Source organism: Ligilactobacillus hohenheimensis, assembly GCF_947381805.1.
Classification (GTDB): Bacteria; Bacillota; Bacilli; order Lactobacillales; family Lactobacillaceae; genus Ligilactobacillus; species Ligilactobacillus hohenheimensis.
Window position 1 is genome coordinate 1 of record NZ_CANCXC010000003.1, and the last position, 22,089, is coordinate 22,089.

21 protein-coding genes and 1 riboswitch are annotated in these 22,089 nt (G+C 53.0%); of the genes, 6 read left to right on the plus strand and 15 right to left on the minus strand.

Features of this window, described 5'->3' with window-relative positions; all coding sequences use genetic code 11:
- Nucleotides 1-201: 201 nt before the first annotated feature.
- The 4 genes from QOR60_RS04735 to QOR60_RS04750 form a co-directional block, all read right to left on the minus strand.
- Nucleotides 202-822 carry a histidine phosphatase family protein gene (locus tag QOR60_RS04735; RefSeq protein ID WP_283582218.1) on the minus strand — a complete coding sequence of 207 codons (621 nt, stop codon included), beginning with the start codon at nt 820-822 and terminating at the stop codon, nt 202-204.
- 183 nt (nt 823-1,005) lie between these two features.
- On the minus strand, nt 1,006-2,277 hold the full coding sequence (gene serS / locus QOR60_RS04740; protein ID WP_283582219.1) for a serine--tRNA ligase: 1,272 nt from the start codon (nt 2,275-2,277) through the stop codon (nt 1,006-1,008).
- A 259-nt stretch (nt 2,278-2,536) separates the two neighbouring features.
- Nucleotides 2,537-4,009, minus strand: coding sequence for an amino acid permease (locus QOR60_RS04745; RefSeq protein WP_283582220.1), 1,473 nt, complete (start codon nt 4,007-4,009; stop codon nt 2,537-2,539).
- Nucleotides 4,010-4,115: 106 nt separating this feature from the next.
- A riboswitch (Lysine riboswitch) is annotated at nt 4,116-4,291 on the minus strand.
- A 41-nt stretch (nt 4,292-4,332) separates the two neighbouring features.
- The gene (locus QOR60_RS04750; protein WP_283582221.1) at nt 4,333-5,232 is read right to left on the minus strand and encodes a zinc-ribbon domain-containing protein; all 900 of its coding nucleotides are present in this window, start codon (nt 5,230-5,232) and stop codon (nt 4,333-4,335) included.
- 148 nt (nt 5,233-5,380) lie between these two features.
- On the opposite strand from QOR60_RS04750, the gene QOR60_RS04755 reads away from it, so the two are divergent.
- The 3 genes from QOR60_RS04755 to QOR60_RS04765 all read left to right on the plus strand — a co-directional run bounded on the left by QOR60_RS04755 (nt 5,381) and on the right by QOR60_RS04765 (nt 8,123).
- Nucleotides 5,381-6,229 (plus strand): sulfite exporter TauE/SafE family protein, encoded by an 849-nt coding sequence (locus QOR60_RS04755; protein ID WP_283582222.1) that lies wholly within the window; start codon nt 5,381-5,383, stop codon nt 6,227-6,229.
- 53 nt (nt 6,230-6,282) lie between these two features.
- Complete coding sequence (locus QOR60_RS04760) at nt 6,283-6,639, plus strand: DUF1634 domain-containing protein (RefSeq protein WP_408612553.1); 357 nt, start codon at nt 6,283-6,285, stop codon at nt 6,637-6,639.
- A 146-nt stretch (nt 6,640-6,785) separates the two neighbouring features.
- A complete protein-coding gene (locus QOR60_RS04765) occupies nt 6,786-8,123 on the plus strand; it encodes an LCP family protein (RefSeq protein WP_283582223.1) in 1,338 nt (445 codons plus the stop codon).
- Nucleotides 8,124-8,198: 75 nt separating this feature from the next.
- On the opposite strand, the gene purR is transcribed toward QOR60_RS04765, so the two are convergent.
- The 4 genes from purR to QOR60_RS04785 form a co-directional block, all read right to left on the minus strand.
- The gene (gene purR, locus QOR60_RS04770) at nt 8,199-9,026 is read right to left on the minus strand and encodes a pur operon repressor (protein ID WP_283582224.1); all 828 of its coding nucleotides are present in this window, start codon (nt 9,024-9,026) and stop codon (nt 8,199-8,201) included.
- Nucleotides 9,027-9,164: 138 nt separating this feature from the next.
- Nucleotides 9,165-10,016: a metal ABC transporter permease gene (locus tag QOR60_RS04775; RefSeq protein WP_283582225.1), complete on the minus strand. Its 852-nt coding sequence runs from the start codon at nt 10,014-10,016 to the stop codon at nt 9,165-9,167.
- Nucleotides 9,977-10,669, minus strand: coding sequence for a metal ABC transporter ATP-binding protein (locus QOR60_RS04780; RefSeq protein WP_283582226.1), 693 nt, complete (start codon nt 10,667-10,669; stop codon nt 9,977-9,979). Before QOR60_RS04780 ends, QOR60_RS04775 begins: the two co-directional genes overlap by 40 nt.
- A 9-nt stretch (nt 10,670-10,678) precedes the next feature.
- Nucleotides 10,679-11,653, minus strand: coding sequence for a metal ABC transporter substrate-binding protein (locus QOR60_RS04785; protein ID WP_283582227.1), 975 nt, complete (start codon nt 11,651-11,653; stop codon nt 10,679-10,681).
- Nucleotides 11,654-11,834: 181 nt separating this feature from the next.
- Here QOR60_RS04785 and ispE point away from each other — a divergent pair, with 181 nt between their 5' ends.
- Nucleotides 11,835-12,689, plus strand: coding sequence for a 4-(cytidine 5'-diphospho)-2-C-methyl-D-erythritol kinase (gene ispE, locus QOR60_RS04790; protein WP_283582228.1), 855 nt, complete (start codon nt 11,835-11,837; stop codon nt 12,687-12,689).
- A gap of 124 nt (nt 12,690-12,813) precedes the next feature.
- Here the strand turns inward: ispE and QOR60_RS04795 are convergent, their stop codons facing one another.
- The 7 genes from QOR60_RS04795 to tyrS all read right to left on the minus strand — a co-directional run bounded on the left by QOR60_RS04795 (nt 12,814) and on the right by tyrS (nt 21,030).
- Nucleotides 12,814-12,987 (minus strand): hypothetical protein, encoded by a 174-nt coding sequence (locus QOR60_RS04795; protein WP_283582229.1) that lies wholly within the window; start codon nt 12,985-12,987, stop codon nt 12,814-12,816.
- 171 nt (nt 12,988-13,158) lie between these two features.
- A complete protein-coding gene (locus QOR60_RS04800) occupies nt 13,159-14,325 on the minus strand; it encodes a mannitol-1-phosphate 5-dehydrogenase (protein ID WP_283582230.1) in 1,167 nt (388 codons plus the stop codon).
- On the minus strand, nt 14,325-14,768 hold the full coding sequence (locus tag QOR60_RS04805; RefSeq protein ID WP_283582231.1) for a PTS sugar transporter subunit IIA: 444 nt from the start codon (nt 14,766-14,768) through the stop codon (nt 14,325-14,327). Before QOR60_RS04805 ends, QOR60_RS04800 begins: the two co-directional genes overlap by 1 nt.
- A 12-nt stretch (nt 14,769-14,780) precedes the next feature.
- Nucleotides 14,781-16,583 (minus strand): PTS mannitol transporter subunit IICBA, encoded by a 1,803-nt coding sequence (locus QOR60_RS04810; RefSeq protein WP_283582232.1) that lies wholly within the window; start codon nt 16,581-16,583, stop codon nt 14,781-14,783.
- A gap of 293 nt (nt 16,584-16,876) precedes the next feature.
- Complete coding sequence (locus tag QOR60_RS04815) at nt 16,877-18,970, minus strand: BglG family transcription antiterminator (protein WP_283582233.1); 2,094 nt, start codon at nt 18,968-18,970, stop codon at nt 16,877-16,879.
- A gap of 101 nt (nt 18,971-19,071) precedes the next feature.
- On the minus strand, nt 19,072-19,647 hold the full coding sequence (locus QOR60_RS04820) for an NADPH-dependent FMN reductase (protein ID WP_283582234.1): 576 nt from the start codon (nt 19,645-19,647) through the stop codon (nt 19,072-19,074).
- Nucleotides 19,648-19,776: 129 nt separating this feature from the next.
- Entirely contained in the window at nt 19,777-21,030 is a 1,254-nt protein-coding gene (tyrS, locus tag QOR60_RS04825; RefSeq protein ID WP_283582235.1) for a tyrosine--tRNA ligase, read from the minus strand.
- A gap of 316 nt (nt 21,031-21,346) precedes the next feature.
- On the opposite strand from tyrS, the gene QOR60_RS04830 reads away from it, so the two are divergent.
- Nucleotides 21,347-21,733, plus strand: a complete 387-nt coding sequence (locus QOR60_RS04830; RefSeq protein WP_283582236.1) for a cupredoxin domain-containing protein — start codon at nt 21,347-21,349, stop codon at nt 21,731-21,733.
- A 19-nt stretch (nt 21,734-21,752) separates the two neighbouring features.
- A complete protein-coding gene (locus QOR60_RS04835; RefSeq protein ID WP_283582237.1) occupies nt 21,753-22,070 on the plus strand; it encodes a cupredoxin domain-containing protein in 318 nt (105 codons plus the stop codon).
- The last annotated feature ends 19 nt before the right edge of the window (nt 22,071-22,089 follow it).

The window sequence follows — 22,089 nt, forward strand, 5'->3', positions numbered from 1 at the left end:
TTCGTTAAATTATGTTGCTCAAAAGAGCCCTACACATTTAATTCGTCGATACTGTGTTCAGTTTTCAAAGATCTACCGTCGCCCAAGCGACTAACCTATTATAGCGAGAAAAGAACCTGTGCGTCAAGCCCTAATTCTCAATAACGGTTGCTCACCGGCAACGGTTATTAATATACCAGTTCAACCAAACAGCGTCAACTCCTATTTTAGGAACTCAGTATTGTTCCACACCGGAACGGTATACGCTTGACCGCCCTGCGTTTCGAGAACCGAGATACTCGTATTCGCCACCAGTCCCGCCGGACGAACTTCATCCACGCTTAATCCCCGAATTGTCTGTAATAAGTACGAAATTACCATCGCATGGGCCACCACCAGCACGTTGCCATTAGGGTGTTGCTGGTAAACCGGCCGTAACGGGCGCTTAATTCGCTCAATAAACTGCGCGTACGACTCCGCCCCCAGCGCCGTCCCATCAAACCGGCTGGGATGGTTAACCAGCGCATCAAACTCCGGTCGGTCTGCGACCTCATCTTCCAAAACGCCATCCCATTTTCCGAAATCAAACTCCCGCCAATCATCAACTAACTGCGGTCGGAGCGTAATTCCCGCTGCCGCACATGCCAGCCGGGCAGTCCGCTGAGTGCGCTCAAGGGGACTGGCATAGACCGCCTCAAACGGAACGTCCTGGAGATACTTTCCTGCCAACCGAGCGTCCTGAACGCTCTGCTCTAACAACGGTGAATCAGCCCGCGCACCCTGAATCCGCAGCTCTTCGTTATACACCGTGCGCCCATGACGGAGAAAATAAAACTTTGTCATCTTTACCCCTCTTTTTTACCGCCAAGATACCATAAAAGGCCCCGGGGAACAATTCCCCGCGGCCTAATAACCAGATGATAAAATATCAAAAATAAGTGTAGTAGAAACAGGAAAGTGAACGAAGTACAAACCATAAATTTAGGGCTTTCGTGCTTCACCTAACCCTGTGGTTCAAATTCCCCACTACTTCGTAATCTTGTCAACGCCGTGCATGTACGGCCGCAGAACTTTCGGAATAGTAACCGTTCCGTCTTCGTTCTGGTAATTTTCAAGGATGGCCGCCACCGTCCGGCCAACCGCCAGCCCGGAACCGTTCAGCGTGTGAACAAAGTGAAGCTTGCCGTTCTCATCCCGGTACTGAATGTGTGCCCGCCGCGCCTGGAAGTCCTCGCAGTTTGAACAACTCGAAATTTCCCGGTACTTGTTTTGCGCCGGCATCCACACTTCAAGGTCGTGGGTCATGGCCGCACTAAAGCTCATGTCACCGGAAGCCAGCGTAATAATGTGGTACGGCAACCCCAGCTTGTCCAGAATATTGCCGGCGTTCTTCGTCATCTTTTCGAGTTCATCGTAGGATGTCTCCGGCATACAGAACTTCACCATTTCCACCTTATTGAACTGGTGCATCCGAATTAATCCCCGGGTATCCCGGCCAGCACTCCCGGCTTCTGACCGGAAACACGGTGTCAGCGCCGTTTCGTAAACCGGTAACTGCTCGCGCGGAATGACTTCATCGCGGTAGTAGTTGGTAAGCGGCACCTCGGCCGTTGGAATCAGCGTCATGTCCTCACCGTTTACCTGGTAAACGTCCTCCTTGAACTTCGGGAACTGACTGGTCCCGTACATTGAAGCGGCATTCACGATGTACGGCGGAATCATTTCCGTGTAACCTTCCTTTTCATGCTCATCCAGCATGAAGTTGTACACGGCCCGCTCTAACTTCGCACCTAAGCCCTTGTAGTATACAAACCGGGCACCCGCAACCTTGGCACCCCGCTCAAAGTCAAGAATGTCGAGGTCTTCACCGATGTCCCAGTGGGCCTTAGGTTCAAAAGCAAACTCCCGCGGGGTCCCTACCTTTTTGATTTCAACGGCGTCTTCCTCATTCATGCTCATTGGAATGGTCGGGTTCGGCAGGTTCGGTAACCGCGAAGCCATGTCCTTAACCTGCTCCTGAACCGTCACCAGTTCCTCATCCAGCTGCTTAATCTGCTGCCCAACGGCCCGCATCCGGGTGATTGCGTCCGTGGCATCTTCCTTATTCCGCTTAGCTTGAGCAATCGCTGCCGAAACATCATTTCGCTCCTTCTTAAGCTCCTCACTCTGCTGCAAAAGCTCCCGGCGCTTAGCATCCGCCGCAATTAACTGGTCAATCTGTTCTGCCGTCACTCCCCGGGCAGCCAACCGCTGCTTGTATTCATCCGGGTTCTTCCGAATATCCTTAACGTCTAACATGGTCTTCCTCCTTGAAAAAAGTAAACGGAGCCCGTCATCCCATGGGACGAACGGACTCCGTTTCGCGGTACCACCCAAGTTCGCATTCTCTGCGCACTCAATTGAGGTAACGGTCTCCCGTGCGGCATTACCCGCCCATACTCGATCCGCTGGAGTTTCGGCTCGGGGTTCCCACCATCTCCCCCGTCTCTGAAAGCCTACTTATGGCGAATCATGATGTTTAACGCTTTATCTTTGATTTTAGTATAATCCGCTCCAACTACTTGTCAACCCGTTCCTTCCCCGTTACCCGGGTCGTTGTTAGGTCCACTTCCTCAAGCGGAATTAACTTCGTGTGGTGCTTAAACTTGTAGTAGAAGAACAGCCCAAAGAACAATGGGACTGACATGTACGTAATCAAAATCTGGTACCAATCAAGGTGCGTAAACGCCTTAATGTTTTGCCCGACGATTACCAGGATACACATTACAAATGCCATGATTGGTCCAAACGGGAACCACTTAGCCTTATACTCCAGGGCGTTGAGGCCCTTCCCCTGGGCAACGTACGCCCGCCGGAACCGGTAGTGCGAAATCGCGATTCCGACCCACGCAATGAATCCGGTTAACCCACTCGCGGCAACCAGGAAGATGTAAACGCGCTGTCCAAAGATACTTGTCAGGAACGTTGCCAACCCAACCAGGGTCGTTACTAACAAGGCCGGCAGCGGAATCCCGCGCTGATTGACTTTCCCAAAAATCCGCGGGGCGTCGCCGTCCTGTCCCATCGCCATTAACATCCGGGTTGATGCGTACATCCCCGAATTAGCCGACGACAGCACCGCCGTAAGAATGACCGCATTCATCACGGAAGCCGCCGAAGCCAAGCCGACCCGCTTAAAGACCAGCGTAAACGGACTGATAGCAATATCCTTAGCCGATGAACCCAGTAAATCCGGACTAGTGTACGGAATAATGCAGGCAATCACGAAAATCGACAAAATATAGAACAATAGAATCCGCCAGAAAACCTGCTTGATTGCCGTGGGTACACTCTTTTCCGGCGTAGCGGATTCACCAGCCGTAACCCCCACAAGCTCCGTCCCCTGGAACGAGAACCCAGCAACAACAAAGACGTTGAGAATTGCCGGCAATCCGCCCACGAACGGCGCCTGCTTGTAGGTGAAGTTGCGCAAACCAATTGCGTGGCCGCCGCCCATAATTCCCAAGATGGTTAGGAACCCAACCACCAAGAAGACAATAACGGTAATAATCTTTACCAAAGACAGCCAGTATTCCGTCTCTCCGTACGACTTAACGGATAAGAAGTTGATCAAGAAGACCAAGCTCAACGCACCAAAACTAAAAATCCAGTTAGGAACGTGCGGGAACCAGAACTGCAGCACTAACGCCGCCGTTGAGACGTCAACCGCAATGGTAATTGCCCAGTTAAACCAGTAGTTCCACCCCATCGCAAATCCGAGTGCCGGGTCAACAAACTTTTTGGTATACGTGGCAAACGATCCTGAAACCGGCATGTACGTTGCCATTTCCCCCAGCGACGTCATTAGGAAGTACACCATCACCCCAATGGCGATGTAGGCAACTAGTCCCCCTCCAGGGCCGGCCGTAGAAATAGCGGACCCCGATGCAACAAACAGCCCGGTTCCGATACTACCGCCAAGGGCAATCATCGAAAGGTGTCGGGTCTTTAGGTCCCGTTTTAGTGAATACTCACGCGAATCCTTTTTCATGGGTTCGTCCTCCTCAGTAATATATTGAGGCAAACACTAATCAACACCAAAAGGGGCGCGGTCTCGAACCACGCCCCATTCATTTCACAGTCATCTCTGATTCATGGATATCGATAGCGCTCCGCGGTCACCCGCGACAGTCGTCCGGCTCTTAACCTGACGCCCAGCCCCACCTAGGAGAAACCAGGTGGCACTTCGGCGGTGCACCCTTTCGCCTGGTTTCAACAACGTTTCCCCGTCTCAGCCAGGTTACTATTGATTACCGCAACCTCTGTTCGATAGTGTTACGATACCAAACTTAACGCGCAAATACAATCCTTAACTTAATTATCCTGATCGTCATGGTGCTCATCGTGCTGCTTACCTGCATTCCGGGCCCGGTTTTCCGCTTCATCCCGTTCCTCTTCCCGCTCGGCTTCCTGCTGGTGCTGCTGGAAATGCTGCTCGAACGCCATCATTCGCTCCCGGGGAGCCTGGAAGGTGTACCGGTCACTGGTAATCGCCTGTCCCTTCATACACAGAAGGAGCAGCGGAATGTCCCCCAAGAGAATAATGAAAAGGAAGAGGAATGCGGGTAATTCAGCGTCATGGAACCGCCGGACCTGCGCCGTCAAGTTACAAATTACGGCCGCCGTTGCCCCGACCATTGCAACGGAAAGGCCCACCTGAATCGCAAGGCTTTTACTAATCCCCAGGCCGACAAATAGTTGAACTCCGAGCCCGATGACTAGCGTGTAGCAGGTCAACAAAAGAACCAACCCCAGGGTTCCCCACCAGAAATCGGCCCGGCCCATCCGTTTTCCTAAAACAAACGTGTCCCGGAGCATTAACTTCGTTGAGGGAATGATTCCCGGTTCGGGAGATTCATTCGCTGGCAGGTGCGGCACCCGCTGCTGCTCCTGCTGCATCTGCTGTTGCATTGCCATCAAGAACCGCTGCAGGTCCTCTTCATTATCAATTGTTGTTACCCGTACTGGCCGGTCACCCTGCGGTTTTCCCTGGGAACCCGGTGCTTCTTCCTGGTGGAGCTCGTTGGGATCAAGGTACGCCTGGTCCGCCCCACAGTACGGACAAAAGTTGGCGTTCACCGGAATATCACGGTGACATTTCTTACACTTTTTCTTTTCGCCCGCAGCATTATCCCGTTGCTGGCGGGCACCGCAAAAGGCACACCGCTCCTGGTTTCCCTCAAGCTGGTGGCCACAGCGTTCACACGTATACATTAACTCCTCACCCGTTCTAAATCATATTTCAGTTTGCTTTCAATATACCATATTTCCCGCACCAGCCCGCAACAGAACCAAAACTTAACCTACCGCCACCTATGAAAAGAGTATAATGGGGGTGATTTTGAAAAAAGGAGCGTTACGTATGATTACAACAGCAGCGATCATGCTCTTTGTCGGGTTTCTTGCCGGAACACTCGGCGCAATTCTTGGAATTGGGGGCGGGATGATTGTTACCCCAATCGTCACCCTCCTATTCGGTCTCAACATTAAATACGCCATCGGAGCAAGTATCATTGCGGTGATTGCCACCAGCTCTGGTTCGACCATCGCCTTCCTCAAGGACGACCTTATTAATCTTCGGGTTGCCATGTTTTTGGAAGTGGCCACGGCCAGTGGAGCTGTCATCGGGGCCCTCTTAACCGGGTCAATGAACGGAAAGATCCTATACTTCCTGTTCGGGTGCCTTCTGCTCTTCGCATCATTTAACATGGTGCGGAAGCTAATGGCTGGCGAAGAAGTTCTTCACCGGGCAAAGCCGGACAAATGGGCCGTACGGTTTAAGCTCAACAGTTCGTACTACGATAAGAGCACGCACGAGGAAGTGAACTACGACGTCCAAAACATTCCCGGTGGGTTAGCCATCATGTTTGGCGCCGGCCTTGCTTCCGGAATGCTGGGGATTGGTTCAGGGGCCTTTAAGGTCATGGCCCTTGATAACGCCATGAAAATGCCCCTGAAACCGTCCAGTGCAACCAGTAACCTGATGATGGGGGTGACGGCTGCCGCTTCGGCAACGGTCTACTTCTTTAGCGGGGCTATCCGGCCGGAAATTGCCGTTCCCCTGGCACTGGGAATCCTCGTGGGTTCCTTGCTTGGAAGCCGGATCATGCAGAAGCTGCCGACACGGGTGCTGCGGATGATTTTCGTTCCGGTCTTCCTGTACCTCGGATTACAAATGGCCCTGAAAGCATTTGGAATTAACATTGGGTGATTGAAATGAACGAGAAAAAACAACAAGTTGAACTTAAACACGGTCAAAAAGGTATTGACAAGGAACAGGACGTGGCCCTGTTAATCGGGCACATCATGCGGATTGGGGTAATCTTTGCGGCGATTGTCATGCTAATCGGACTGCTGCTCCTGTTCATCCGCCACGGTGGCGGGTACGCAACAAAGGACTTCTTCCCCACAACCCTCACGGGAATTGTGACCGGCATCTGCTCTTTGAAGCCGGCTGCCATCATGATGGGCGGGTTGTTCCTCCTCCTGCTAACGCCGGTTTTGCGGGTGGTCGTTTCTATCTATTCCTTTATTAAGGAAAAGGATATGCTTTACGTTGTCTTAACAACGATTGTATTGCTTATCCTCATTTTCAGTTTTATTATGGGACATAGTAGGTAATGTCTACCCATAACTTTGTAACTAAGGGGCCGGTTGGGTCCCCACAACAAAGCGGAGATTGCGCTACGCACAGCCTCCGCTTTGTTTATCATGATGTCTGATAGCCACTGGCGCTATCAACTCCCGACGAATTGGAGGAAGTTTTAATGGCCTCACGGCGAACACAACATAATGATTCTGAATTTAACCCCCACCAGCAACGGCGCCGGCGGATTGGCTACCCGTTTGAGGACGACGGGCAGCACGGTTACTACGATGCAGACGAATCCAGGGACCCGTATCCCCTAACCCCCGAAGAAGAGGAAAAGGGGTACGTCGGCGATGCCCTTCCATCCCAACACCGGCGGAGTCGGCGAACAGCAACCGGCGCAACCAGCGACCGGCAGGAGAAGCGGCGCCGGCGGTTTTTCTGGGCACTACTTGCAGCGGTAATTGCCCTTGCTTACGGGTGCTTCTTCTTTTACAACCGGTTTGAATACGCCCATCAGGAATCCAACCTGATGTTTCAGGCAACGGGCATGCAAAAGGAGCGCAACGTTTCTAAAATGCTGAAGGAGGGAAAGCCCGTCTCCGTCCTGCTGATGGGAACGGATACCGGGGCGCTCGGCCGGGACTTTAAGGGCCGAACCGACACGATGATCGTGTGCGTAATGAACCCCAAGAAGAAAACGATGACGCTGGTCAGCATCCCCCGGGACACACTGGTGGCCATCTACAAGCACGAGGACGACTACCCAAGCAAGATTAACGCCGCCTACCAGTACGGGAGTTCGTACACGGCGGTTAAAACCGTTCAACGTTACCTCAACATCCCGATTGACTTCTACGCCACCATCAACATGGGCGGGCTGGAAAGCCTAATTAAAGCCGTTGGGGGGGTAACGGTCAAGCCAACGTTGACCTTTAGCTACGGCGGGTACCACTTCACCAAGGGCAAAAAGACCCACATGAACGCGAAGAAGACCCTGGCCTACGTCCGGATGCGGCACCAGGATCCGCTTGGTGATTACGGCCGACAGGACCGACAACGGCAAGTCCTGATGAAGCTTGCCTTTAAAGGATCGGACCTTACCAGCCTGATTAACCAGAACTTCATGAAGACGGTCTCCAAGCAAATGCGAACCGACCTCACCTTCGACGACCTGCTGATTCTTGGCTCGAAGTACCGGGTAGCGACCCACCACATGAAGTCCACCCACCTTCAGGGCCACACCGAGGTAATTGGCGGCGAGGATTACGAGGTGCCGGACCACTCCGAAAAGCAGCGGATTACCAACATCATCCGATCCGCACTGGGCTTAAAGCACGCAAAGACCGGAACGACCCTTGCCGGAACTTCTACCGAAGAGGGGTACGAGCGGGAAATCAAGGATTCGGGGACCCCATACGGTGGCTCCACCGAAACAAACACCTACGACTCCCAGGCGGCTGATCAGGGGCTCGGAACGGGGCATGCCGCCCCGGCCGTTTATGGCGCCCAGTAGTTAACGCAACATAATACAAAACCGGGGACGTGATTTGACATCGCGTTCCCGGTTTACTATTTTATTGTTCTTGTTCTAACCAAAAACCTGTTCGAGGTAGTTTCCCGCGCTAACGTGGATCTTCTTATCCAGCGTGTTCACCTTATCAACCTTCAACAACGAGGTGTAGTCGTCGACCATCCGCTGCCCATCAAAGGCGGCTTCCGCGAAGACCGTAATCCCAACAAGGCTGGCGTTAAATTCCTCGATCATGCTCTTCATTCCGTTGACGGTGCCGCCACCCTTCATGAAGTCATCAACCACCAGAACGTGGGCGCCCTCCTGCAGGCTCCGCTTGGACAGCTCCATCTTTTCAACCCGTTTGCTTGAACCTGAAACGTAGTTGACCGAGACAGTTGCCCCTTCGGTGATCTTGGAGTCCCGCCGCACAATTACAAACGGAACGTCCAGGTACCGGGACGCACTCTGCGCAATCGGCACCCCCTTGGTTGCAACGGTCATCACCGCATCGACCTTCTTGTCAATGTACTGCCGGGCAATCAACCGCCCAACCCGCTGCAGGACTTCAGGTTGTCCTAATAAGTCAGACAGGTAAACGTATCCTCCTGGAAGCAGGCGACTTTCCTCTGAAAGCCGGTCCGTCATCTCAGCGATGAACGTCCGGGCCTCCTGCTCACTAATGGACGGGGTAAAAATCACCCCACCAGCAGCACCGGGGATCGTTTCGATTACCCCAATGCCCCACTGAGCGAACGTTCGCTTTACAATGGTCAAATCCTCACTAATTGATGACTTCGCCGACTCGTACCGGTCAGCAAAGAACGTTAATGAAATAAGCTTATGCGGCCGGGATAACAGGTAATTAGTCATGTCAATCAGCCGCTCACTGCGCCGTACCTTCACCACAATTCCTCCGTTTCTAATAAAAAATAATGAATGAAGTCCGTGATTTGCATAACTAAATTATATGGAACCCCGGCGAATTTACAACCCTTTACCCCTGTTTTTTATAAAAAAGTTCGTCTTTGTCGCCAAAAGGGGTTAAGAATCACAATTTTTATCCGGAAACATTAGCCGCCGACCACGAAGCCGCCGCCATATTCCCCGGCCTCCAAGACAGAGCAGAAAGATAGCCACTAACAGCAGGGTAATGGCCGCCCCCGGTGGCGTATTAAAATCGTACGAACATACCAGTCCGCCAACCGTTCCAACCATTCCAATGCCAATCCCGGCAAGAACCACGGTGTTAAACCGCCGAGCCACCCGCATCGCAATCGCCGCTGGCAGAATCATCACCGCTGAGACCAATAACGCCCCCGCGATCGGCATGATGACCGCAATCGTCACCCCCGTTAACGCGTTGAAAACCAGCGACATGAACTGGACGGGTAACCCCTCCGCCCGGGCCGTTGCCGGGCTAAACGTCAGCACGTACATTGGCCGGTGGAAAAGAACGTACGCACCGACCACAATTACCGTCAGTACCGCCAATAAAAGGACCTGCTGGTTACTAATCGCAACAATCGACCCGAATAAGTACTGGTCAACGCTCATCGCGGACGTTCCCCGATCCAGGCTCATTAGGGTTAACGCAACCGCTAACCCCGCCGCCATAATGATTGCAATCGCCACTTCAGCGTACGTCTGGTATGCCCGGGTAATGTACTCGATTAGGATGGTGGCCAGAATCACCACCACCAACGTCGTTACCGTGGGGTTTAGGTTAACGAACAACCCAAGCGCCACCCCCGCCAACGAAACGTGGGAGAGGGTATCGGCCATCAGGGACTGCCGGCGTAAAATCAAAAATAATCCGAGTAACGGTGCCAACACCGCCATTAAAACCGCGGTAATTAGTGCGCGTTGCATGAAGCCATAGAAAAACATCGCCATTGGGTTCCCTCCATTCTTACTAACCGAACCTGCCGGTCAGCAAAATCCATTACGTTATCGTTGTCATGTGACACCATTAAAATACTCTTCCCGTGCGCGTGGACCTCATGCCGCAATAGCTGATAGAACTGCGCCCGGGTTTCAATGTCCATCCCCGTTGTGGGTTCATCCAAAATAAACAAATCCGGATCCGCCGCAAAAATGCGGGCCAAACACACCCGTTGTTTTTGTCCCCCGGATAGCTCCCCAATCCGGTGTTTGCGCCACTCCCACATTCCAACGGCGGTCAGCGCCTTTTGGATATGTTGCCGGTCGTGCTCCCGGAGCGGGCGGAACCACCGCCCCCGCTGAAAGCGCCCAGAAGCGACCAGTTCGTAAACGGTCGACGGAAACCCAGCGTTAAACGCCGCAATCTGCTGGGGAAGATACCCCACTTTCAAAGGATGACCGTGGCAATTACGTACGGCCATTCGGGCTGTTCCGTGTGCCGGTTTAGCTTCCCCCAGAATAGTCCGCAGTAACGTCGACTTAGCCGCCCCGTTTTCTCCGGCCAAAACAACAAACTCGCCGTCCTGAACCGCCATACTAACGTGTTGCAGGACGGGATGCTCTTCGTAAATAAAGGATAAATCGTGCACTTCAATGTAATTCATTCTTTCCTCCTAGTGAATCGCGTGCTTCAGTTCCTGCAGGTTGGCTCTCATGACCGTTAAGTAGTTCGTACCGTGCCGCATCTCCGTTGTTGTTAAGCTTTCGAGCGGATTGAGCGGGCGCACCCGCACCTGCGTATCATGAGCCAACGTCCGCGCAATTTGCTGGGACGCATCCGCCTCAGCAAAAAGGACCGGCGTGTGTGTCCGCCGAATGTACTGGTGCAAAAGTGCCAACCGTTGCGGACTGGGTTCCTCGTTATCAGAAATTCCTGCAATGGTAATCTGGTGTAACCCATACCGCCGCGCGAGGTACCCAAACGCCGCGTGCTGGGTAATAAACGTCCGCGAATGGCAGCCCGCAAACGCCCGCCGGTATTCCCGGTTAAGCTCCTGCAGTTGCCCGATATATCGCCGGGCGTTTTGCCGGTAATAAGCAGCGTTGCGGGGATCCTTCCGGCACACCGCCCGCTCAATGTTTCGGACCATCGTAACTGCATTAACGGGATCAAGCCAAACATGGGGATCCTTCGCTCCGCCGCCGCCAAAGTAGCCCGCTTCCTGCCGGTGTTCCTGTACCAGTAAGGCGTCCTGGGCGTTCATCTCATCCCGCGTACTAATTAGTGGAATTCCCTTTCCGGCCGCAACCAGCGTCGTATGATCATCCTGCAAGCTTGGTTTGAGAGCGTCCATCCACGTTGCCATGTACTTGGTCGTATAAATCACCATGTCCGCTCGCGACATCCGGGCAACCTCCCGGGCAGTTGGTTCAAAGTCGTGGGGCTCCGTCCCCGCAGGAATTAAGACGGACACATCCGCCCGGTTTCCCACGACCGCCTTTGTAAAGTCGTAAACCGGATAAAAGGTTGTCACAACCTGAAGGCGGTGCGTTGACGCCGCAACTGCTCGCTGTGGGGAGCCGCCCCAGGTAACCCCTAATGCAAGGAGTGTCACCAGGGTAGCCCACCAGTGATGCCATTTCATCATTCACTGTCCTCCTGTTAATAGTAATGTAAATAGTAATAAATACTATTTAGAACAATGCTTAGATTATCATCGCCCCTTCCGTGCGTCAACAACTTTTTTCTTCCGTTTCACGGTTGCTTGTTTCATATTTTGATAACCAGTATAATGATGAGAGAAAAATGAACGGAAAGATGGTGACAAGATGGAACTAACCGCGAAAGCCCCCGCCAAGGTAAACCTAATCCTTGACACCCCGTTTCGCCACCAGGACGGTGCCCCCGAATGGGACATGGTTATGACCGCCATCGACCTGGCCGATTACATCCACCTTGAAACCATCCCGGACACGATGAAAATTACTGTCCAAACAGATACAAGCTACCTGCCGCGGGATTACCATAACCTCGCGTACCAGGCGGCCAAGACCCTCCAAACCCGGTTTAACATTCACGAAGGGGTTACCATTACGCTTGATAAGCACATCCCCGTGGCTGCCGGAATGGGGGGTGGCTCAAGTGACGCCGCGGCCGTTTTACGCGGGCTTAATTCCCTGTGGCGCTTGGGATTAACCACCCGCGAATTAGCCCAAATCGGTCTTACAATTGATGCGGACGTTCCGTTTTGCGTTTACGGGACGCCCGCCCACGTAACCGGACGGGGCGAGCAAATCACGCCGCTTAAAGCGCTTCCGCCAATGTGGTTCGTAATCGCTAAGCCGCACGACAACGTCTCCACCCCCACAATCCTGCGTCAAATTAACTACGAAACCCTAGAACACGTTGCGGTCACCGAGGCCGTTGAAGCCATTCAGGCCGGAAACCATGCCCGCCTGTTTGAGTTAACCGGAAACGTGTTAGAGCCGATTACCGCTCGAGTTTGTCCGGCCATTATCCGGATTAAAACCAAGATGCTCCAATTCGGCGCGGATGCCGCTACCATGACGGGAACCGGTCCGACCGTGCTGGGAATCTGTACTAAGTATTCCCGCGCCCAGCACGTATATAACGCGCTGAAGGGCTTTTGCCATGACGTCCACGTTGTCCGGCCCCTCCAGTAATTCCGATGATCCCATAGCAAATAAGCGCGGCGGAAGAATGCCTGCCGGAAATCAATTTTAACCCGGCCTATTCTTCCACCACGCTCGTTTTACTCTAATCTACTCTTCCTGAATCTTTTCCGGTTTACAAAGCCGACTGTTGTTCCCTTAAAAACGGCCCCAACGGATAAAAGACAAGCGTCCCGTCTTCTTCATACCGAACACAATAGTACGGTTCTACCTTTCCCTGCTCGAGGAGCTCATCCGGAACGGTCAGAACCCCCATATCACCGACCTGCATCAATGTTGATACCATCATTTCAATCACTCCCTTCACGTGTGGTCTTATTATGCCACGCCTGCATTTCAAAAAGCAGGTCAAAATGAACGGAAATTGTGTTTTTTTGCTATTTAGCGCAAAAAAAGCTGGGACTTCGTGCTGTCCCAACTTTTTTACTGCTATCCCGTGTAACCTAATCTCAAAGTTCCCCTAATTCTTAGAATGGGTCGTAATTGCTTCCCGGGCGGATGCAACCACTTCGTCCAGTAACGCCTGGTCCTTAATCCCCGTTACCTCAGCGACGACCTTATCCAGTGGCTGGTCAGCAACCATCTTCATCAACCGCACGCTTTCCTGATCGTTAGGTTCGTCAAACGTGAAGATCCGGCCCGCCGTCTTAAGCAGGGTATCATAAGCCAACCCCCGCTCCCGGCACTCCCGAATTGGCCGGATAAACCGTTCGTTGTATCCCAGCTTCCGGATCGGGGTCCGCCCTACCCGGGCAATTGCGTCAGAAATGTACGGGTTCTCAAACCGGGAAACAATCTTCTCGTGGTATGCTTCCAGGTCAGCCATGGTGAAGTTCGGCCACTTGTCAGCTAACAGCGCCCGCGTTTCCCCTAACGCACTCCGTAGTAGTGTCAGAATCTGGGGATCCTTTACCGCCTCGCCGATGGTGGTGTAGCCCATAAACTTTCCGTTGTACGCAACCGTGGCGTGACCGGTATTCACCGAGAACAACTTCCGCTCAATGTACGGTTCCAGGTCATCAGCGTACTCCACCCCGGTCAGGTGAATGGCTGGATTTTTCAGCATACTCTTATCGATGACCCATTCCTTAAACGGCTCAACCGCCACCAGCAACGGGTCATCATGGTGCTGTTCCGGAACAATCCGGTCCACCGCCGCATTAGGGAACCCTACGTACTGGTCAACAAACGCTCCGGTGTCCCCGTCAAGGTGAGAGTAAACCTCCTTCTTTAAGGCATCCCCAGCCCCAATCATGTTTTCACAGGCCGCAACGTCTAACGGCTGCTGGTTGCCCGCATCCTGCCGGGCCTTCAAGCCCTGCGCAATTAACGGCGCAATCAGTGGTAACACCTTCGGCCCAATTGCCGTTGTTACCAGGTCGGCTTGGGCAATCGCCTGAACCACCTTTTCTGGTTCCTTGGCGTTATTAATCCCTGAAACATTCCGGACGGTAATCCGTTTCTTTCCCGGAGCAGCGTACTCAACTGGATACTCATGTCGTTCGTTTAACGCATCAATCACCGTGGCGTTAACGTCAACAAACTCAATCTCAAACCCGTTATCGGCTAACGTTGCGCCGATGAATCCCCGACCAATATTACCTGCTCCAAAATGAACGTCCTTCATTATTTGCCGACCTCCTTCAACAGTGCAATAATGTCATCCGCCTTCGTTGCGTCCGCTAACCGGGCAACGTTTGTGACATCACTACAAAACAGTGCGATTTGTGACAGTAACTGTAAATGCTCATCGTTCTTTCCCGCAATTCCGAAAACAACGGTTACAAGGTTGTCCTCTTGATCATTGGAACTGAAGTTCACGCCCATCGGCACCTGAACTACGGAAATTCCCGTCTTTTTGATATAGCGTTTGGCCTCATCGGTCCCGTGCGGAATCGCAATAAAGTTGCCCATGTACGTCGACACGTCGTTATCCCGCTCAATCATGGCGTCCACGTACTCAGGATCAACGCACCCCGCATCAACCAGCAGTTGACCGGCCTTCCGGATCGCCGCTTCCCGGGTAGCGATATCCTGATTTAACGCAATCATTTCCGGTGTTAATTTCATCTTTCATTCCCCCTAAAACTGCTGACTAATTGCTGCTAGCTGTTCCTGGTCAAGCAGGTTTGGCAGTACAATGACCTGAACGTGCGTTGCCCGCAACTTCAACGTCCGCTGAGCAGCCGGTGTAACGATTACCAGGTGGTGGTCATCGTCCGGTAGGTCCGCGAGGGCGAGCCGCTTAACCGCAACGTCCTTGCCGGCCTGCTGCAACTCTTCCTTAAACAGTTGCGTTGCCATCGTGGCCGTCCCCCGGTGCTGGTCGGTATGGATAAAGTCCACTTCCTTCACCCGGCCAAAATCAACGTCCTGCCAGTCAGCGGTTTTCTGCTGCTGCGGGGTCGCACTTGGCTGGGATGAAGTTGTTGGCGCTGGTTCGACCTGCCGGGCCGCCTTCAAGTTAGTCACCACTTCGTCATACTTCGGTGAACTTAAAAAGTTATCAACGGCAACGTGCATTGCCTGCGGCGTCCGTTCCTGGGCCCGTTCTGCGAGTTCATTTTGCGTAATAACAAGTAATCCTGGTTCGTCCTTTAGCCGGCTAACCGCCGTGTTTGTTACCGGCACGTCATTAATGCCAGCTTTCTTGGCCTTATCCCGGAGAAGGGATGCACCCATTGCGGAGGATCCCATTCCGGCATCACACGCAAAGATAATCCGCCGCACGTCCTTGTAACTTTCAACGGCCTGCTGGGCTTCTTTCTTTGAAACCATCGGCTGCCCCTTTGATTCGGCCTTCATGGCTTCCATCTGCTTTTGCTTAGCTTCAAGGTCGTCATCCTTCGCCTTCGTTGTCTTCAATAGGAGCGTTGCAACCAGGAAGGAAACCAGGCATGCGCCCCCAACCCCAAGCAGGTTGGCAATGTATCCGCCCCGGGGCGTCATTAACAGGATCGAAATAATTGATCCCGGTGATGCGGCGGCCTTTAATCCCCCACCAAGAACCTGGAAGAGGAACGTTCCGGTTACCCCACCGGCCATGGCAGCAAGGATTAATACCGGCTGCATTAAGATGTACGGGAAGTAGATTTCATGAATCCCACCGAAGAATTCGATGATGGCTGCTCCCGGTGCAGAACTCTTTGCGTTGCCCTTTCCGAAAAGCATGATGGCTAACAGAATTCCTAATCCTGGACCCGGGTTGGATTCCATCAGGAACAGTACGGACTTCCCGAGTGAAGCGGCCTGCTGAATTCCCAACGGAACCAGAATCCCGTTCCCAACCGCGTTGTTTAAGAACAGCACCTTCGCTGGTTCAATAAACAGGTTGGCCAGCGGCAGCATGTGGATGTGCATGATCCAGGTCACACCCATACTCATGAAGTTGCTTCCGGCCACTACCAGTGGGTTGATAACGTACACGCCAAAGATGGCCAGCAGCATTCCGATAATCCCGCTTGAAAAGTTGTTGTAAATCATTTCGAAGCCGGACTTAATGTGGTCCTGGAACAGGGCATCAAACTTCTTCATGCACCAGCCGCCCAGGGGTCCCATAATCATGGCGCCCAAGAACATTGGAATCTTCGCGCCGACGATGACCCCCATAACGGCAATCGCCCCGACGACAGCGCCCCGTTCCTCGTAAACCATCCGCCCACCGACGTAGGCAATCAGGAGTGGTAACAGGTAGTGCAACATTGGTTGAATTAAAATCGCGATGTGTTTAACCGGGAACCATCCCTGGGCCATGAAAATAGCCGTGATAAGTCCCCACGCGATAATTGCCCCGATATTAGGCATGATCATTCCGCTCAGGGCGGTTCCTAGTTTTTGAACCCGCGCCTTAAGCGAAACAGATTGTTTCGGTGTCTCTGTGTTCATATCGTTTACCCCCTCTTCACTTTCAATCTTACGGGGCGGTGAAAACGCTATCAACAGTTGGTAGTCCTACCCGTGACACACTTTTCGTGCCAGTGATAAATTTCACGTAATAAAAAGACGGCTTCTTCGTAAGAAACCGCCGTTTTTATGAAATCGCTATCATAAATTGTGAAAAAGATACGTCGTTTTAATGACAAAAAAGCAAGGAGGGGCTCCTCCTTGCTTTTGATAATCTGGTACCAGCCAGAAAATACGCACCCGCTGCTGGGCAGTTCGCGCGCCGGGCCACCCCGTTACAGTTTTGCTGGTTCAAACAACCGAATACATTCCGTCAACAACCGCCGTGCAAGCAACTCCTTAATTTCGGTTGCCGTTCCCGTCATAAAACACCGTAAGTATTCCTGATCGACCACCACTAGGCTACTGATGCTCCCTAAGATATGCCCCTGCCAGCCATTCACCTTGGCAGGCGCAATCATGTACATCAACCGGGTAACGTTAATTGGCTCCCCGTCCATTGCCGGCATTTCAAGCGGCGTTGCTAGTTCAATCACCCGAAAAAGGGGATGTGCAACCGCCGGACTAGCAGCGTGCAGCAGGGCTAACGAACTTCCCGGGAGTCCGATTGGAGCGATCTTAGTCCGCCGCACCAGCGCTTCTTCGAGTTGGGCGCGGTCCGTTACCGCGGAATCCGGCGTGCAGGCCACCACACAATTGACCAACGCCGCAAGCGTCTCCGTTGGCTGGGATAACTTAACCAGTTCAAAGTGGTCAAACAGGTCATCCGTAAAGTTGGCGATGGCGACCATGCGCTTCAGGGCTTCCCGGGGAGCAAGGGGTTCTTGCTGCAGCGGGCGGGCGTTTTTTATTTGCCGGCGGGAATCATTCCGCCCCCGGTAACGCGCAGCGTAGTCCCGCAACCGGTGCTGAATCCGGGCCACCTCATCATCAAAGAGGAGCGGGTTAACTACCATGTAGTCCCGCGGGAAGGACGGCAGCCGGACCGTCGAAAGAATTACCGCGTAGTCATCCAGTGCCGCCGTGTTGACCCCCGCAACGCCCACGGCCGTGATTTCCTGCACCTGAGGCACTGCCACCCGGAGCCGCTGGGCTAAAATCTGGGACGTCCCCAGACCGTTTTCGCAGATAATCAATACGTTCAGCGGCAACTCCTTGTCCCCATCAAGGTATGCGCTTGCAAAATGGAGCAGCACAAGGTTACACTCATAGTTTCCCAGTTTAAAATGGGGAAAGGCCTCATGCCACCGGCGAATGATACTATCCCGCAGCTGAGGGAACCGGGCTGCGACCTTATCAAGGGTTGCGATGTGCACTTCGGGCAGTTGCACCTGCCGGCTCACCAGCCCCATGATGTGGTGACTAATGCGGTTAACAAATTCCGAATCACGGTGAAAGTCAAACTCATAGTCCCGCCCCACTGCAGTAATAAAGTCCATAATTGCCCGGGAGAGGTTTACCTCCTGGACGGTCGTTGGGACGTAAACGTTCCACGCAGGCCGTTCCAGCTCAAAGTACCGGCTCAAAAAAAGCACTTCGTTGGCAGGAAGCTCAACCCTTAACTTTGCAAGCACCTGGTAAGTCAGCCCCCGCGCCTTGAGTGAAATTTTAGGCGCGGGAACGTCCTTGAGCAGGGCATCCGCCACCACCCGTTGCCAGGTGACAAAGAGCGCCCCGACGGTTTGGATTAACTGAATATCCGTAATTTCCGGGAGGGCGTGCTGGACCACTTTCCGGACCACCTGGTAGCACCGCTGAAACCGTTCCAATTCGTAAAGGCGGGCAAACACCTGCCCCACCGGTGTGCGGGGCGCGGTTGGATCATCGGTAATGAAGTTCACTTCGTTGAGGGTGGACACAAGCACACCGGTCGCCAACTCCCGGCGCCGTTGTTCGTTCCCCTCAACGACGACCCCCACCGATTTAATCCGGTTAATTGTAATCGCATACGGGGCAAACGTTTGATCCAGCACCGCTAGGTCAGCCGTAACCGTCCCCACGCTGACGTCCAAGTCGAGTGCAAGGGCCATGATTTTTTGCACGTCAGTCGCTAATAGTAACCGAAAAGCCAATAGGTTACGCCGGGCGGTCGGCGTCAACTTATCATCGTTGGGCCCGTGGTGCTGGTCAGTCAATTGGACCTGCAGAGCGGCCTTCGCCTCATCGTCGCCCTCGATCCGGCACCGCTTTTGATCCCGCGCAATGGCAATCCCCTGTTCCTCAAGCGCCAGGCGCATTGCCGCAATGTCCCGGTAAAGGGTCCGCCGGCTAATTCCCACCTTAGAAGCCAAGTCATCAAGCGATAACCCCGCACGGTTGCCTAACAGCGCACGGAGCTCCCGCTGTTGTCTTTCCGTAAAAATTACCATGTTCTCCCCCCAATCCTTTTTTATGAGTCCCGTTCATCATACCACACAAAAAGGGACGGTGAAATCGCTTCACCGTCCCTTCCAGACTGCCTTGTTAGAATTTAACCCTGCACTAACCGGGAAGAATTATTAATATCAATGTACGCCATAAAATTATTGAAACACTGTTTCAAAAAGGCCACGCTGTGCTCATCCTTCAGCTGACCGTCCTCCGTAAAGGCCGCCGCTGCCCGCGGAAGCATGAACTCGTTTCCGGGAACAACAATGGCGTTGACGCCCGGACTATCGAGAATTTGCCGCAGGTTCATCTGGGCCCGCACCGTTCCCTGAATCCCCAGGGAAGCCCCGACAATCATTACCGGCTTGTCGGTAAACGGGTGGTACGCACTCGACATCCACTCAATAAAGCTCTTGAGCGCTGCCGGCACCGCGTGGTCGTACTCACACGTTGCCAGCACCACCCCGTCAGCCTGTTCAATGCGCTGCGCGATGGTGGCAATATCCGCCGGAACGTCATCCAGCAAATCCTCACTAAAAAGAGGTAAGCCCTTAATCTCCTGAATCACAAAGTCGACGTCATTGCCGAAAAGTTCCTTCATTGCATATAGCAGTTTGCGGTTATACGATTTTGATGAATTATTGCCAACAACGGCAAGGAGGTGCTTCTTTTCCCCCATGCAGATCACCTATCCTTCGATTGTTCATTAGTTAACAATTTACTTCATTTTACCATGTTTAACGCAATTATTTTAGTGGAAAATAGAAAAAGAAAGGAGGCTGGAATATTCCAACCTCCTTGATCTCATCTACTTCACCTTCGCCAACGTGTACTTCCGCTTTCCCTTCCGCAGAACAACGTACTTCCCGTCAAACGCACTCTTCGGGTCAAGCACGTACTCGACGTCCCGGATTCGTTCACCGTTGACGGTAATTGCCCCGTTGGTAACGTCCTCGCGGGCCCGCCGCTTAGACTGTTCAATCCCATACTCAACCAGCCAGTCAACGATGTTCATCGGTTCAGCCGTAACGGCAACCGATGGCATTTTCCCGAAGGCCTGTTCAACCTGGACCGTCGTCAGTTCCTGAACGTTCCCGCTGAAGAGGATTTGGGAAATCTTCTGGGCTTCCTTGGTTGCTTCCTTCCCGTGGACAAACGTGGTGACCGCCGCCGCTAAGGCTTTCTGGGCTGCCCGCTTCCACGGTTCTTCCTCTACCTGCTTAGCCAGTTCATCGATTTCTTCCTTGCTCAGGAAGGTAAAGTACTTCAGGTACTTCACCACGTCCCGGTCGTCCTGGTTTAGCCAGAACTGGTAGAACTCGTACGGGGACGTCTTTTCTGGGTCTAACCAAACCGCCCCGCCAGCCGTCTTACCAAACTTCGTTCCGTCAGCCTTAACCATCAGTGGAATTGTCAGCCCGTATGCCTCGGCATCCTGCCCCTCTTCCCGGTGAATCAGGTCAATCCCAGCGGTAATGTTGCCCCACTGGTCCGCCCCGCCGACCTGCAGTTGAACGCCGTGTTCCCGGTACAGCGTCAAAAAGTCCACGGCCTGAAGAATCTGGTAGGTAAACTCAGTAAACGAAATCCCCACTTCCAGCCGGTTGGCAACGACTTCCTTATGGATCATCGTGTTCACGCTGAACTGCTTGCCGTAGTCGCGCAAAAAGCCCAACAGGTCCATCTGGGATAGCCAGTCGTAGTTATTAACAAACGTGATGTGGCCGTCACCGCCAAAGAGCTTGGTCGTCTGCGCCGTGAGTGCATCAACGTTATGCTTGACCTGCTCCGGGGTTTGTAATTTCCGTTCGGCGTTTTTCCCGCTAGGATCACCAATCGCTCCGGTTCCCCCACCAATTAAAATGTACGGGTGGTAGCCGGCCAGTTCAAACCGTTTCAGGACGATAAACGGAATCAGGTGCCCGACGTGGAGGCTATCTCCGGTCGGATCCGTCCCGCAGTATACCCCAATCTTCTTTTCCTTCAGGAGCTTCTTTAGCCCCGCCGCATCGGTTTGCTGGTTAATGGCCCCCCGCCATTCGAGTTCTTCAATAATGTCCATCATACTGCTCCTTTCATTCCATAAAAAAGTCCCTCCCGCATCGCTGCGTCAGGGACGATTAAACCGTGGTACCACCCATCTTCACCCGTTACCGGGCCTCATTCTAATATTCCTAAAAATATCAGGGCATGTAATTCACGGCACCGTTCCGACCGGTTCCCAGCATTCCCGGCTCTCTGTGACGGAGATTCGCTCCCGCTACTGTGTACCCGTTTAGTTGCTATTACCATTACACCGTGAAGTCCGGTAAAAGTCAACCAGCACTTTCGTTTACATTTGTAAACAAAAGCCGTAAAATACAGGTGGAATAAAGTAAATGAAGGTGATTCGAATGGCAAAACTGATCGTCCTTGGTGGCGCCCTCATCCTAATCGGACTCATTTGTTGGTGGTTCTTCGGTCACCACGTCCAGCAAACGGGACGGGCAACCCGGACTAAAACCGGCCAGGAAGCTACCGTGGTCGTAAACGGCGGTTATTCGCCCGCAACCATCGTGCTCAAAAAGGGCATCCCCGCAAAGGTTAACTTTGAGATGCACGACTCCACGGCATGTCTCTCCCACGTGGTGGTTGAACAACTAGGCATCGATAAGGACCTGACCAAGCAACCCGTAACAACCATTACCGTTCCCACGGACCAGGCCAAGGAATTCAACTACGCCTGCGGAATGAACATGTTTCACGGCAAGATTATCGTTAAGTAGTTTAAAGGAGGTTATTTCAATGAAGTTATCAGCCCTATTTCACAAAACACCCAAAGCAACCATCAAAGACGGTCAGCAGACTGCTCACATCACGGTTGGTGAGAAGGGGTACGAACCCGCAACAATTGAACTAACGGCGAACACCTCGATCAAGCTGGTCTTTAACCGGACAAACGATTCGATGTGCATGGCCCGCGTTCAGGGAGAACACCCCGCCTTTGACGTTGAGCTGCCCCTCAACCAGGACGTGGTGGTCACACTTGATGGACTCACTCCCGGGACCTACCAGTACCACTGCGGAATGAACATGTTCCACGGTCAGTTAGTCGTTAAGTAATCCTACGATTAAGGAAGTG

Bases quoted from the DNA above. Each gene is read 5' to 3' on its own strand.
- QOR60_RS04735 (WP_283582218.1), bottom strand. From the start codon at position 822: ATGACAAAGTTTTATTTTCTCCGTCATGGGCGCACGGTGTATAACGAA.
- serS (WP_283582219.1), bottom strand. From the start codon at position 2,277: ATGTTAGACGTTAAGGATATTCGGAAGAACCCGGATGAATACAAGCAG.
- QOR60_RS04745 (WP_283582220.1), bottom strand. From the start codon at position 4,009: ATGAAAAAGGATTCGCGTGAGTATTCACTAAAACGGGACCTAAAGACC.
- QOR60_RS04750 (WP_283582221.1), bottom strand. From the start codon at position 5,232: ATGTATACGTGTGAACGCTGTGGCCACCAGCTTGAGGGAAACCAGGAG.
- QOR60_RS04755 (WP_283582222.1), top strand. From the start codon at position 5,381: ATGATTACAACAGCAGCGATCATGCTCTTTGTCGGGTTTCTTGCCGGA.
- QOR60_RS04765 (WP_283582223.1), top strand. From the start codon at position 6,786: ATGGCCTCACGGCGAACACAACATAATGATTCTGAATTTAACCCCCAC.
- QOR60_RS04775 (WP_283582225.1), bottom strand. From the start codon at position 10,016: ATGGCGATGTTTTTCTATGGCTTCATGCAACGCGCACTAATTACCGCG.
- QOR60_RS04780 (WP_283582226.1), bottom strand. From the start codon at position 10,669: ATGAATTACATTGAAGTGCACGATTTATCCTTTATTTACGAAGAGCAT.
- QOR60_RS04785 (WP_283582227.1), bottom strand. From the start codon at position 11,653: ATGATGAAATGGCATCACTGGTGGGCTACCCTGGTGACACTCCTTGCA.
- ispE (WP_283582228.1), top strand. From the start codon at position 11,835: ATGGAACTAACCGCGAAAGCCCCCGCCAAGGTAAACCTAATCCTTGAC.
- QOR60_RS04795 (WP_283582229.1), bottom strand. From the start codon at position 12,987: ATGATGGTATCAACATTGATGCAGGTCGGTGATATGGGGGTTCTGACC.
- QOR60_RS04800 (WP_283582230.1), bottom strand. From the start codon at position 14,325: ATGAAGGACGTTCATTTTGGAGCAGGTAATATTGGTCGGGGATTCATC.
- QOR60_RS04805 (WP_283582231.1), bottom strand. From the start codon at position 14,768: ATGAAATTAACACCGGAAATGATTGCGTTAAATCAGGATATCGCTACC.
- QOR60_RS04810 (WP_283582232.1), bottom strand. From the start codon at position 16,583: ATGAACACAGAGACACCGAAACAATCTGTTTCGCTTAAGGCGCGGGTT.
- QOR60_RS04815 (WP_283582233.1), bottom strand. From the start codon at position 18,970: ATGGTAATTTTTACGGAAAGACAACAGCGGGAGCTCCGTGCGCTGTTA.
- QOR60_RS04820 (WP_283582234.1), bottom strand. From the start codon at position 19,647: ATGGGGGAAAAGAAGCACCTCCTTGCCGTTGTTGGCAATAATTCATCA.
- tyrS (WP_283582235.1), bottom strand. From the start codon at position 21,030: ATGGACATTATTGAAGAACTCGAATGGCGGGGGGCCATTAACCAGCAA.
- QOR60_RS04830 (WP_283582236.1), top strand. From the start codon at position 21,347: ATGAAGGTGATTCGAATGGCAAAACTGATCGTCCTTGGTGGCGCCCTC.
- QOR60_RS04835 (WP_283582237.1), top strand. From the start codon at position 21,753: ATGAAGTTATCAGCCCTATTTCACAAAACACCCAAAGCAACCATCAAA.